Here is a 12,812-nt window from a genome sequence, read left to right on the forward strand (position 1 = left end):
CGGCGGCCGCGCCGGGCGGCCCGCGTCAGTGCTGATCGATGCCGTGCAGCGGGAAACCGGCGATGCCCCGCCAGGCCAGGGATGTCAGCAGCTGGACCGCGGTGTCGCGCGGGATGGTGGACCGGCTGGAGAGCCAGTAACGGGCCACGACCTGGGAGACGCCGCCCAGCCCCACCGCGAGCAGCATGGACTCGTCCTTGGACAGCCCGGTGTCACCGGCGATGACGTCGGAGATCGCCTCCGCGCACTGAAGCGACACCCGGTCCACGCGCTCGCGCACCGCCGGTTCGTTGGTCAGATCGGACTCGAAGACCAGCCGGAAGGCGCCGCCCTCGTCCTCGACGTACGCGAAGTAGGCGTCCATCGTCGCGGCGACCCGGAGCTTGTTGTCGGTGGTCGAGGCCAGGGCCGTGCGGACCGCCTGGAGGAGCGCCTCGCAGTGCTGGTCGAGCAGCGCCAGGTAGAGCTCCAGCTTGCCGGGGAAGTGCTGGTAGAGCACCGGCTTGCTGACCCCGGCCCGCTCGGCGATGTCGTCCATCGCCGCGGCGTGGTAGCCCTGCGCCACGAAGACTTCCTGCGCGGCGCCCAGCAGCTGGTTGCGTCGGGCGCGGCGAGGCAGGCGAGTGCCTCGCGGGCGCGCCGCCTCGGTCTGCTCGATGGCTGTCACGCCGCCTCCCAAATATGTGATCTGACTCAGCCTTTCCGTACACGCTGCGCCCTACAGCCATCGTACTTTTGGGTATCCCGGGTGTGCGCGGCGCGGACGCAGAATTTCATGGACCGGACGGCTGCGGTAGCCACAGATTCCCCGGCCATCGGGACAAAGCGGCTTGTATTAGCGGTAATCGTCCTCATCCTGTGCCACGACGCGGGCCTGTTCCACCGCGTCGGCCTCATCGGCGCCGTCCCGGTCGAGGTCCGTGAGCGGTTCGTCGTCCCGCTGCTGGAGATCGGCCTGCTGCTCGGCGGCGTCCGCGCGGGGGGTCTCCTGATCCGGTTCGTCCGGCTGTACGGCCTCGAAGGTCTCCGGGTCGCTGGGGTCGACCGTCATGGTGACTCCCTTCCTTAGCTTCGAGCGTAGGAGTTCCCTCCACGGGCCGCTACGCGGTCTGTGACCGCGAACACATGAATCGAGGTGTGATCGTCTCGTAACATTGCCGCATGTCTTCGACCGAGCTGCCGGGAATCCGTGCCGTCACCGCCGCGGTGCCGACTCCGCCGGGCCTCGGGGGAGCAGTGGAGGGGAAGGAGCTGCGGTCCGTCGCCCTTCCCGGGCTGACCCTGACCGTCCGGTCCCGGCCCGCGGGGCGGGCCGGACTGCCGCCCGCGCTCTACGTGCACGGGCTCGGCGGCTCCTCGCACAACTGGTCGGCGCTGATGCCGCTGCTCCAGGACGCCGTGGACGGCGAGGCGGTCGACCTGCCGGGCTTCGGTGACTCCCCGCCACCGGACGACGGCAACTACTCGGTCACCGGGCACGCCCGTGCCGTGATCCGTTTCCTCGACGCCAGGGAGCGCGGGCCGGTCCACCTGTTCGGCAATTCGCTCGGCGGTGCCGTGGTCACCCGGGTCGCCGCCGTCCGTCCGGACCTGGTGCGCACCCTCACGCTGATCTCGCCCGCGCTGCCCGAGATCCGGGTGCAGCGGACGGCCGTGCCGACCGGGCTGCTCGCGGTGCCCGGGATTGCGGCCCTGTTCGCCCGGATGTCCAGGGACTGGACGGCGGAGGACCGCACCCGCGGGGTGATGGCGCTCTGCTACGGCGATCCGGCGCGGGTCACCGAAGCCGGATTCCGCGAGGCGGTGGCCGAAATGGAACGCCGGATGGCGCTGCCGTACTTCTGGGATGCGATGGCCCGCTCGGCACGTGGCATTGTCGACGCGTACACGCTGGGCGGGCAGCACGGACTGTGGCGCCAGGCCGAGCGGGTGCTCGCACCGACCCTGCTCGTGTACGGCGGACGGGACCAGCTCGTCTCGTACCGGATGGCGCGCAAGGCGTCCGCGGCCTTTCGGGACGCGCGGCTGCTGACGCTGCCCGACGCGGGGCACGTGGCGATGATGGAGTACCCGGAGGCGGTCGCCCAGGCCTTCGGGGAACTGCTCGACGAACGTGGCGGGAGCTGATCCGGGGCGTGGGACGACACAGCCGAAAGGGCCCCAAACCCTCGGGGGTCGAGAGTGAGGCCGCCGACGCGGAAGCGGGCGGCGGGCGCGGGGCCACCGGTTCGCCGCACCCCGGCACCGGGCGTCGGCGCAAGCAGGCGGACGTACCGGCCGGCTCCGGGGGGCACGCCCCGTTCCAGCAGCCCGGCGATGTCCGTGGCGGCCACCCCGAGCAGCACGAGCCCGGCGGCGGCTGGGGCACCGGCCCGCAGCCCCGCTTCCGGATCGACGAGCCCCGGTCCGCCGCGCCGCGCCCCCCGGCCCGGCCGCAGAAGCCGGACCGGGGTCGGCCGACGGCCGACGGCCGGCCGCTGATACCAGGCCCGCGGCGCGAGTTCGTCGAGGCGTTCGGCGAACCGGCCGTACCGTCCGCGCCGAGCGGGCCCGCAGCGCCCCCGGCCCGCCCCGCCGGTCCGAACACCGCGGCCGGGGACGGGGACGGGCAGCCGCCCGCTCCTTCGGCCGACGCCCCGGCCAAGGGCGGCAAAGGGGGCAAGGGCCGTACCTTCGCCGGGATCACCGCCGCCGCGGTGACCACCGTGCTCGCGGTGGTGGTGGCCGGTCAGGTAGCCCAGGGCGGCGGCTCCGGCAGCACCGCGGCCCAGCCCCCGGGTGTCGACCGGGGCGGCTCCGGCGACGCCTCCCGCTCGGACGACCGGGGAACCCCGCAGCCGGTGCGGGTCAAGCCGCTCTCGTACCCCGAGAAGATGGCCAGGGCGTATCCGCTGGATCCGGAACTCACGTCGTCCGGGAAGTTCGAGGCGGTGCCCGGCACGGCCAAGGCCCCGGGGAGCGGGCGCACGTACCGCTACCGGATAGACGTCGAGAAGGGCCTCGGCCTGGATGTCGCGCTCTTCGCGCGGGCCGTCCAGGAGACCCTGAACGACGACCGCAGCTGGGCGCACGACGGGGCGATGACCTTCGAGCGGGTCTCCGCCGACGACCCGGACTTCGTGATCACCCTGGCCAGCCCCGGCACCACCGCCGAATGGTGCGCCAAGTCCCGGCTGGACACCACCGTGGACAACGTCAGCTGCGACTCCGCGGCGACCGAGCGCGTCATGATCAACGCCTACCGCTGGGCGCAGGGCTCGTCGACCTTCGGGCCGGACAGACTCTTCGCGTACCGCCAGATGCTGATCAACCATGAGGTCGGCCACCGGCTGGGGCACAACCATGTGAGCTGCGGCACGCCCGGGGCGCTCGCCCCCGTGATGCAGCAGCAGACCAAGTCGCTGGACATCGACGACATCAAGTGCCGCCCCAACCCCTGGGCGTATCCGCGTAGTTGAGCGCATTCCGGGCGGGCCTGCGGATGCCGTGGGCCCGCCCTCGTGCCGCTCCCGGCTCCCGGCCGTACGCGGAGCGTGGTGTGCCCGCACCCACATCTCGCCCACATAGTGAGATGACTGTCTCGAATCGCGTTGACAGTGCTCCGGCGCTGAACCATATTTCTCGGCATGTCACACGGCCCCGTCTCCCCCGATCGCGCAGTCATCGAACTGGCGCTCATCGGCGTGACCGGGCACAGTGTCGCCGACATCCACTGTTGCTGACGCCTGTCCGAGCGCGCGTCCGCCCGCGGTCCGGCCCCTGAGGGGCCGTCACCGCCCCGCGTCACCGCCGCCCCGGACACACCTTTGTCCGCAGGCGCGGCAGTGAACCGGTGCCCCCCGACCGTTCTTTCCGGTCGGCCGGCCGTACCCCCCACCTCTCGCCGCTGCCCGCGCGGACTCTCACGTCCCGATCCCAGGCAGTACACCCGAGAGGTCATCTTCCGATGCGTCAACCGTCCGTCACAGCCCGCCGCGTGGCAGCCGCCACCGCCGTACTCGTCGTCGCCGCGAGTGCCGCGGCCTGCGGGCCCGAGGACAAGAAGGGCGGCGACGGCGCCGCCGGGGCGGCCGGAAAGCCGGTGAAGGGCGGCACGCTCACCGTCCTCAACAGCAAGCCGCAGTCGGACTTCGACCCCGCACGGCTCTACACCTCCGGCGGCGGCAACGTTCCGTCCCTGGTCTTCCGTACGCTCACCACCCGCAACCGGGCGGACGGCGCGGCCGGTGCCAAGGTCGTCCCCGACCTCGCGACCGACCTGGGCCGCCCCAGCAAGAACGCCACGGTGTGGACGTACACGCTCAAGGACGGGCTGAAGTACGAGGACGGCACCCCGATCACCAGCGCCGACATCAAGTACGGCATCGAGCGCTCCTTCGCCGGAGAACTCTCCGGCGGCGCCCCCTACCTGCGCGACTGGCTCATCGGAGGGGCCGGCTACCAGGGCCCGTACAAGGACAAGAAGGGCCTCGGCTCGATCGAGACGCCCGATGAGAAGACCATCGTCTTCCACCTCAACAAGCCGGAGGGCGAATTCCCCTTCCTGGCCACCCAGACCCAGACGACCCCGGTTCCGAAGGCCAAGGACACCGGCACCAGGTACGAGGAGCACCCGCTCTCCTCGGGTCCGTACAAGGTCGTCAGCAACGAGGGCGACGGCGAGCGGCTGATCCTGGAGCGCAACCCGCACTGGTCGGCCGCCACCGACGACCAGCGCAGGGCCTACCCCGACCGGATCGACGTGCGCTCCGGTCTCGACCCCGCCGTCATCAACCAGCGGCTGTCCTCCTCGCAGGGCGCCGACGCCGCCGCCGTCACCACCGACACCAACCTCGGCCCGGCCGAACTCGCCAAGGTCACCGGCGACAAGAAGCTCGCCGACCGCGTCGGCACCGGCCACTTCGGCTACACCAACTACATCGCCTTCAACCCGAAGGTGAAGCCCTTCGACAACCCGAAGGTGCGCCAGGCGATCGCGTACGCCGTCGACCGCTCCTCCGTGATCAACGCGGCCGGGGGCTCCTCGCTCGCCGAGCCCGCCACCACCTTCCTGCCCGAGCAGGCGGCCTTCGGCCACACGCCCTACGACCACTTCCCGGCCGGGAAGAACGGCGACCCGGCCAAGGCCAGGGAACTGCTGAAGGAGGCCGGTCACCCCAAGGGGCTGACCGTCACCCTCACCCACTCCAACGAGAAGGACTTCGCCACCGGCCCGGAGATCGCCACCGCGCTCCAGGAGGCGCTGAAGAAGGCCGGGATCACCGTCCAGCTCAAGGGCCTGGAGAGCAACGACTACTCCGACACCGTCTACAACGTGAAGAGCGAGCCCGGCTTCTTCCTCGGCGGCTGGGGCGCCGACTGGCCGTCCGGGGGCCCGTTCTTCGCGCCGGTCTTCGACGGACGGCAGATCGTCAGGTCCGGCTACAACTTCAACTCCGGACAGCTGAACGACCCCGCGGTCAACCAGGAGATCGACGAGATCAACAAGCTGACCGACCTGGACGCCGCCGCGAAGCGCTGGGGGGCACTGGACAAGAAGGTCGGTGAGCAGGCCCTGACCGTGCCGCTCTTCCACCCGGTCTACAAGCGCCTGTACGGCGAGGCCGTCAAGAACGTCGTGATCAGCGACTGGACCGGCGTGCTCGACATCTCGCAGGTCGCGGTCAAGTAGCCATGGCCGACGCACTTGCGGCCAAGGAGGCGGGGGCCGTCCGGGCCCCCGCCTCCGGGGCCCGTCCGTTCTGGCGGCGGCTGCGCACCCGGCGCTCGGCGCTGGCGGCCGCGGCCGTCGTCGCCCTGCTCCTCCTGGCCGCGCTCGCCGCCCCGCTGCTCACCGCCGTCGAGGGCCAGGACCCCACCACGTACCACCCGGACCTCGTCGACTCCGCCACCGGCGGGGTGCCGCTCGGCTCGTTCGGCGGGATCAGCGCCGGGCACTGGCTGGGCGTCGAACCGCTCACCGGGCGCGACCTGTTCGCGCGCGTCGTGTACGGGGCCCGGGTCTCGCTCGGCGTGGCGCTGGCCGCCACCCTGCTCCAGGTGGTCATCGGTGTCGTCGTCGGCCTCGCGGCCGGGCTCGGCAACCGTCTCGTCGACCAGCTGCTCAGCCGGGTCACCGATGTGGTGGTCGCGCTGCCCGTCATGGTGATCGCGCTCGGCGCGCTCGCCGTCGTACCCGCCGGCTTCCCCCGCCCGGTCCTGATCGCCGTGATCATCGGCCTGGTCGGCTGGTCCGGCATCTCGAAGATCGTGCGCGCCCAGACGCTCTCGCTGAAGTCGCGCGACCACGTCGCCGCCGCCCGGCTCAGCGGCTGGGGCTCCTGGCAGATCGCCCGTCGCGAGCTGCTGCCCGCCCTGGCCGCCCCCGTCATCACGTACGCCGTGCTGCTCTTCCCCGGCAACATCGTCGTCGAGGCGGCCCTGTCCTTCCTCGGGGTGGGCATCAAACCGCCCACCCCGTCCTGGGGACAGATGCTCAGCGACGCCGACACCTGGTACCAGGCGGCGCCCGTCTACCTGCTCATCCCCGCCCTGCTGCTCTTCGTCACCGTGCTGGCGCTGACCGTCCTCGGCGAGGGCGTACGCACCGCGCTCGACCCGCGTGCCGCATCCCGGCTGCGGGTGGGCACCGGACGGAAGAAGGAGGCCGACGCGTGAAGTGGTTCCTGCTCCGACGCCTCGGCGGGGCGGTCCTCGTCCTGTTCGTGCTCAGCGTCGCCGTCTACGCGGCCTTCTACGTCGCCCCCGGCAACGTCGCGCAGATCGCCTGCGGTCCGCGCTGCTCGCCCGCCCAGGTGGCGCAGGTCAGCGAGCAACTGAACCTGGAGGATCCGCTGTACGTGCAGTACGCGCACTTCCTCCAGGGGCTCCTCACCGGCCGCGACTACTCGACCGGGACCGGCGTGCTGCACTGCCAGGCGCCCTGCCTGGGGCTCTCCTACCAGAGCGACCAGCAGGTCACCCAGCTGATCCTGGCCAAGCTCCCGGCCACCGCCTCGCTCGCGCTCGGTGCCTTCGTGCTGTGGATGCTGCTGGGCGTCGGCACCGGGCTGCTCTCGGTCTGGCGGCGCGGGCGCCCCACCGAGCGGGTCCTCACCTGGATCACCCTGGCCGGCATGGCCACCCCGGTCTTCGTCATCGGACTGCTGCTGATCATCATCCTGGTCACGGCGCTTCAGATCCTGCCCTTCCCGGACTACGTGCCGCTCACCGAGGACCCGGAACAGTGGGCCTGGAACCTGCTGCTGCCGTGGATCTCGCTGGCCCTGGTGTCGGCGGCGCCGTACGCCCGGATGACCCGGGCCTCGATGCTGGAGACCCTGGCCGAGGACCATGTGCGCACCTTCCGGGCGTACGGGGTCGGCGAGCGGGCGCTCGTCGGGCGGCACGCGCTGCGCGGCGCGCTGGCGCCGGTGATCGCGCTCGGCGCACTGGACGTCGGCTCGATGTTCGGCGGCGCCGTGCTCACCGAATCACTCTTCGGGATTCCGGGGGTCGGCCGCGAACTGGTCGACGCCGTGAAGCACGTGGACCTTCCGGTCGTCGTGGGTCTGGTGCTGGTCACCGGGTTCTTCGTCGTCCTCGCCAACACCGTCGCCGACATCCTCCAGGCGATGGCCGACCGACGGGTGGTACTGGCATGAGTCTGGTCGAAGTCTCCGGTCTCACGGTCACGTTCGGCGACGTACGGGCGGTGGACGGGCTGTCGTTCTCGCTGGAGGCCGGTGGTGCGCTCGGCGTGGTCGGCGAGTCCGGCTCCGGCAAGAGCGCCTCGGCGTACGCCCTGCTCGGACTGCACCGGGGCACCGGCGCCAAGGTCACCGGCTCGGTCCGGGTCGCCGGGGTGGACGTGACCGCCGCGAGCGACGCGGAGCTGCGGGGCCTGCGGGGCGCCGGAGCCGCGATGGTCTTCCAGGACCCGCTGTCCTCGCTCGACCCGTACTACGCGGTGGGCGACCAGATCGCCGAGGTGTACCGGGTGCACAACAAAACCTCCCGCCGGGCGGCGAGGGCCCGCGCGGTGGAGGTGCTGGACCGGGTCGGCATCCCCGGCGCGGCCCGGCGCTCCCGGTCCCGGCCGCACGAGTTCTCCGGCGGGATGCGGCAGCGGGCGCTGATCGCGATGGCCCTGGCCTGCGAGCCCCGGCTGCTCATCGCCGACGAGCCGACCACCGCACTGGACGTCACCGTCCAGGCCCAGATCCTGGACCTGCTGCACGAGCTGCGCCGGGAGACCGGCATGGGGCTGCTGCTGGTCACCCATGACGTGGGCGTGGCGGCGGAGTCGGTCGACGAGGTGCTGGTCATGCGGGCCGGACGGGAGGTGGAACGGGGGCCGGTCGGCCAGGTGCTGGTGGCCCCGCGCGCACCGTACACGCGGGAGCTGCTGGCGGCGGTGCCGAGGGTGACGGGGCCGCGGACGACGGGGCCGCGCGCCGCCTCCGGCCCGCGGCCGGCGGACGGTGCGCGGGTGCTGGTCGAGGCCGACGGCGTACGGCAGGTCTTCGGGCGGGGGAAGGGCGTGCTCGCCGCCGTCGACGGGGTCTCGCTCACCGTGCGGCGCGGCGAGACCCTCGGCATCGTCGGTGAGAGCGGCAGCGGCAAGACCACGCTCGGCCGGATGCTCGTCGGGCTGCTGGAACCCACCTCGGGGCGGCTCACCCGTGACGCCCGGGTGCAGATGGTCTTCCAGGACCCGGTCTCCTCGCTCAACCCGCGCCGCTCGGTCGGCGAGTCGGTCGCCGACCCGCTGCGGGCCGCGGGGCAGCGCGACGAGAAGGCGATCAGGGCCCGGGTGGCGGAGCTGCTGACCCGGGTCGGCCTCGGCCCGGAGGGCTACGACCGCTACCCGCACGAGTTCAGCGGCGGGCAGCGCCAGCGCGTCGGGATCGCCCGCGCACTGGCCGCCGAGCCGGAGCTGATCGTCTGCGACGAAGCCGTCTCCGCGCTCGACGTGACGACCCAGGCCCAGGTGACCGCGCTGCTGGCACGGCTCCAGCGGGAACTCGGACTGGCCCTGGTCTTCATCGCGCACGACCTCGCCGTCGTGCGCCAGGTCAGCGACCGGGTCGTGGTCATGCGGCAGGGCCGGATCGTCGAGCAGGGCACGGTGGACGAGGTGTACGGAGATCCGAAGGAGCCGTATACCCGCCAGCTTCTGGCGGCGGTGCCCGCGCTCGATCCGGCGCTGGCGGCGGTGCGCCGCGCGGCCCGCAAGGAGTTGGCCGCCGTTTGACGCTGAGTGATCTTCCGTATTTCCTGCGCAACAAAACGTCGCCGGGGCGGGAAGGTTACGACGGTTCACCCCTTTCGGTGGTGCGACGGACAACCGTCCGTCGCACCACCGGCGTATCCGCTTACGGTCTTCCCGCTGTGAGCCGCCGTTTCCGCGGTGGCCACCGACCAGGGAGAGCGGGGGTGTACTCGTGCGGATCGGACTTCTCACCGACGGTGGATATCCGTATGCGGCCGGTGAGTCCGGGCTCTGGTGCGACCGGCTGGTACGCGGACTCCCGCAGCACGAGTTCGACCTCTTCGCTCTCGTCCGCTCCGTCGAGCGGGAGGCGCGGGACCGGCCCCCGCTCCCGGCGCACGCGGGGCGGGTGCGCACGGCGCATCTGTGGACCGCGGATGAGCGCCTCCCGGGCGCCCGGGGCCCGAAGGGCCTGTTCGCCCGGATGGCGACGGGCGGCGCCGCCCGCGCGTACGGCCGTCGCGAGCGGCAGTGGTTCACGGACCGGCTCGCGGACCTCGTGAGCTCGGTCTGCGCGGCGGGCGGCGAGGACGAGACCGCCGTCCGCGGTCCGGCCGACACCGACCCCCGGTTCGCCGACGGCCTGTACGGACTGGCCGAACTGGCCCGCGAACACGGCGGACTGGCCGCGGCCCTCCGCTCGGAATCCGCCGTACAGGTGCTCGAAGCGGCCTGCCGCGCCCGGGGCGCCGGGCGCACCGTGCAGCGCGCCACCGTCCCGGACCTCCTCGCCTTCGCGCAGGAGCTCGGCCGGGCACTGCGCCCGCTCTCGCTCGACTGGTACGACGAACGGGGTCTCGGCGCGGTCGACCTCTGCCACACGGCCTCCGGTGGTGCCGCCGCCCTCCCGGGGCTGCTGGCCAAGCGCTTCTTCCGGACGCCGCTGCTGGTCAGCGAGGACGGCGTACGGCTTCGGGAGCACTACCTCGCCGCGAGCGACGCCCCGCTGAACGCGCCGGCGCGCGCCCTGCTCGCGCGTTTCCACGGCAGGCTGGCCACCGAGGTGTACCGGCAGGCCACGATCGTCACCGCGGGCAACACCCACGCGCGGCGCTGGCAGGAGCGGTGCGGCGCCGACCGCGCGAAGCTGCGCACGGTCCATCCCGGCATGGACTGCGACCCCTTCACGGCACTGGGGGAGAGCGGCGACCGCGGCCCCGACGACACCCTGGTCTGGGTCGGCCGGATCGAGCCCGCCAAGGACCTGCTCACGCTGCTGCACGCCTTCGCGCAGGTGCGCACGGCGCAGCCGGGGGCCCGGCTGCGGATCATCGGTACCCCGGTGCCGGGGCCGGAGGGCGAGGAGTATCTCGCGCGGTGCCGGGCGCTCACCGCGCGGCTGTCCGCCGATGCCGCGGTCTCCTTCGAGGAGCTGGGCGGGGCCGGGGTATCCGCGCTGCCGGACGCCTACGCGGCGGGCGGGGTCGCCGTCCTGTCCAGCGTGGCCGAGGGGTTTCCGGCCGGTCTCGTCGCGTCGATGTTCTGCGGCCGGGCCACGGTCTCCACGGACGTCGGCGCGGTCGTCGAGACCATCGGCGGCACCGGACTCGTGGTGCCCCCGCGTGACCCCGGGGCGCTGGCCGGTGCCTGTCTCGCGCTGCTGCGCGATCCCGAGCGCCGTGCACGGCTCGGTGCGGCGGCGCGCGCTCGGGCGCTCGAACTGTTCACCGTCGAACAGAACCTCGCGGCCTTCCACGGCCTCTACCTGGAGCTGATCGCGCGGGCCCCGGTGCGCGGCCAGGCGGTGACGGGGGGCGGCGGCGGAGGGCCGCGCCCGTTCGCCATGCCTCCGGAGGCGCACGTCCTGGACGCCTGGACCGCCGCGGACACCGTCCGGTCCGCCGCCGTCTGCCGCAAGCCCAGCTGGGCCGTCGCACCCCGGACCATCTGCGCGGGCGCACGGGAGGCGGGTGACCGCGATGTATGAGGCGGGACAGACCGGACGCGAGACCTCCGCCCCGGACCGCGCCGGACAGGACCGCAACGGTCCCGGCCGCGCGGGGGCGGGGAAGGCGGGGGCGGGCGGCGACGACCACAGAGGAACCACCATGGACGGCCCGGCCGCGGTGCCCGGCACCTCCGGCAACCCCGCGACGCCCGATGTACCGGGCGCACCCGACGTACCGGGTGTCTCCGACGTACCGGGTGTCTCCGATGTGCCGGGGGTATCCGGCGCACCGGATACCCCCGCGGCGCCCGGCACGCCTTTGACGACCGGCACCCCCGTGGCGTCGCGCGCCCCGGGCTCCGCCCTCCCCTCCGGCTCCGTCCGCGCCCCCGAGATCGCGTGTTCCGCCCCGCCGGGGCACCCGGCGCGCCGGACCACCGCCGTGCGCCGCGGTCCCGCCGACCCCGTGCGCTCGCTGATGCACCGGCACCGCGAGCTGTGCGAGCGGGCCGTCGATCCGCTGGAGCTCGCCGCCGGGCTCGAAGCCCACGGCGTCACCGACCGCACAGCCGCCCGCTACCGGCACCGCGACGTCTTCTCGCTCGCCGAGGAACTCTTCGCCCGGATGCCCGGCTCGCCGACCGGACGCACGAGCGCGCCGGAGGCTCCGGCACGCGACACCGCGACCCGCGCCGCCTGGACCCTGCGCGCCCTCCTGCCGGGCGCCGCCTGCGCCGCGACCCTGGGGGCGCTCGCCCTCACCGAGGGAGTGCTCGGCGGCCGGGCCCGGCTCGCGATCGGCTCCGCCGGAGCCCTCGCCGTACTCACCGGGCTCGCGCTCGTCCTGCGCAGCGGCCCGCTGCGCACCGGGGCCCGCCCCTCTGCCACGGCCACGGCGTACACCTGCTGGCTCCTCGGCTACGTCCTGTACGGCGAACCCCTGCTCGACCAGGTACTCAGCGGTGGCCCCGACGGCCCCTGGGCGCTCACCCCCGCACCGCTGCTCGGCCTGGCCCTCGCGCTCGTCCCGGCCGTCTGGTGCGCGCACCTCTTCTCCCTGCACGCCCGGCGACGACTCATCGGCAGCCGCGCGCTGGAGGAGTTCGGCGCGGGCGTGCGCCCCCTGCTCCTCGGGGCCGTCGCACTCCATCTCTGCGCCGTCGTCGGCCTGCTGTACCTCGCCCACCGGGCGTACGGGGGCGGCGGGGCGTACACCGGGGCGGGCGCGCTCGGGCTGCTGCTCCTGGCCGCCCGGCTGCTCGCCGTGCACGGCTTCCCCGGGATCGCCACCGGCGGACTGGCCGCCGCCTGCGCGGCCGAGGCACTGGCCCCCGCGCTGGTGCTGGCCGGACGGCTGCCGGGGCTCCACCTCCTGTCCCGCCCCGTAGACCTTCTTGTCCTGACGGCCGGCACCGCAGTGGTGCCAGCCGTCGCCTGCGGCGGAGCCGCGCTCGGACTGCTGATCGCGGCCACCGCAGTCCTCTCCCGCGCATCCGCCCACAGCACCGCCCGGCCGGTCGACGAAGGCCCGGTCGCCGCGTAACCCACACCAGTCACCTCACCGCCAACGCCTGCCCCGCGGAGCCGACGCCGCGGGTTACTGCCCTTCCACCGCACTCACATCCCCAAGGAGACACCGGACATGACCCCCCAACCCCCTTCCCCGGCAGC

General features: G+C 73.3%; 11 protein-coding genes. 9 read left to right on the forward strand and 2 right to left on the reverse strand.

Annotated features, from left to right (window positions below):
- Positions 1-25 precede the first annotated feature (25 nt).
- Complete coding sequence (locus ACFVWY_RS28725; protein ID WP_389877521.1) at positions 26-667, reverse strand: TetR/AcrR family transcriptional regulator; 642 nt, start codon at positions 665-667, stop codon at positions 26-28.
- Positions 668-835: 168 nt separating this feature from the next.
- On the reverse strand, positions 836-1,051 hold the full coding sequence (locus ACFVWY_RS28730) for a hypothetical protein (protein WP_389877522.1): 216 nt from the start codon (positions 1,049-1,051) through the stop codon (positions 836-838).
- A 110-nt stretch (positions 1,052-1,161) separates the two neighbouring features.
- On the opposite strand from ACFVWY_RS28730, the gene ACFVWY_RS28735 reads away from it, so the two are divergent.
- From ACFVWY_RS28735 to ACFVWY_RS28775, 9 genes are all read left to right on the forward strand, one after another.
- Complete coding sequence (locus tag ACFVWY_RS28735) at positions 1,162-2,127, forward strand: alpha/beta fold hydrolase (protein ID WP_389877524.1); 966 nt, start codon at positions 1,162-1,164, stop codon at positions 2,125-2,127.
- 8 nt (positions 2,128-2,135) lie between these two features.
- Positions 2,136-3,458 carry a DUF3152 domain-containing protein gene (locus ACFVWY_RS28740; protein ID WP_389877526.1) on the forward strand — a complete coding sequence of 441 codons (1,323 nt, stop codon included), beginning with the start codon at positions 2,136-2,138 and terminating at the stop codon, positions 3,456-3,458.
- Positions 3,459-3,626: 168 nt separating this feature from the next.
- Complete coding sequence (locus tag ACFVWY_RS28745) at positions 3,627-3,722, forward strand: Ms4533A family Cys-rich leader peptide (RefSeq protein WP_389877527.1); 96 nt, start codon at positions 3,627-3,629, stop codon at positions 3,720-3,722.
- Positions 3,723-3,946: 224 nt separating this feature from the next.
- Complete coding sequence (locus ACFVWY_RS28750; RefSeq protein ID WP_389877528.1) at positions 3,947-5,671, forward strand: ABC transporter substrate-binding protein; 1,725 nt, start codon at positions 3,947-3,949, stop codon at positions 5,669-5,671.
- 2 nt (positions 5,672-5,673) lie between these two features.
- Entirely contained in the window at positions 5,674-6,657 is a 984-nt protein-coding gene (locus ACFVWY_RS28755) for an ABC transporter permease (protein ID WP_389877530.1), read from the forward strand.
- Positions 6,654-7,643: an ABC transporter permease gene (locus tag ACFVWY_RS28760; RefSeq protein WP_389877532.1), complete on the forward strand. Its 990-nt coding sequence runs from the start codon at positions 6,654-6,656 to the stop codon at positions 7,641-7,643. The genes ACFVWY_RS28755 and ACFVWY_RS28760 overlap by 4 nt, the downstream gene beginning before the upstream one ends.
- Complete coding sequence (locus ACFVWY_RS28765) at positions 7,640-9,235, forward strand: dipeptide ABC transporter ATP-binding protein (RefSeq protein ID WP_389877534.1); 1,596 nt, start codon at positions 7,640-7,642, stop codon at positions 9,233-9,235. Before ACFVWY_RS28760 ends, ACFVWY_RS28765 begins: the two co-directional genes overlap by 4 nt.
- Before the next feature lie 190 nt (positions 9,236-9,425).
- Complete coding sequence (locus ACFVWY_RS28770) at positions 9,426-11,180, forward strand: DUF3492 domain-containing protein (protein ID WP_389877536.1); 1,755 nt, start codon at positions 9,426-9,428, stop codon at positions 11,178-11,180.
- Complete coding sequence (locus tag ACFVWY_RS28775; RefSeq protein ID WP_389877626.1) at positions 11,173-12,684, forward strand: hypothetical protein; 1,512 nt, start codon at positions 11,173-11,175, stop codon at positions 12,682-12,684. The genes ACFVWY_RS28770 and ACFVWY_RS28775 overlap by 8 nt, the downstream gene beginning before the upstream one ends.
- Positions 12,685-12,812 lie beyond the last annotated feature (128 nt).

The sequence above is a fragment of the Streptomyces sp. NPDC058195 genome (assembly GCF_042883525.1).
Classification (GTDB): domain Bacteria; phylum Actinomycetota; class Actinomycetes; order Streptomycetales; family Streptomycetaceae; genus Streptomyces.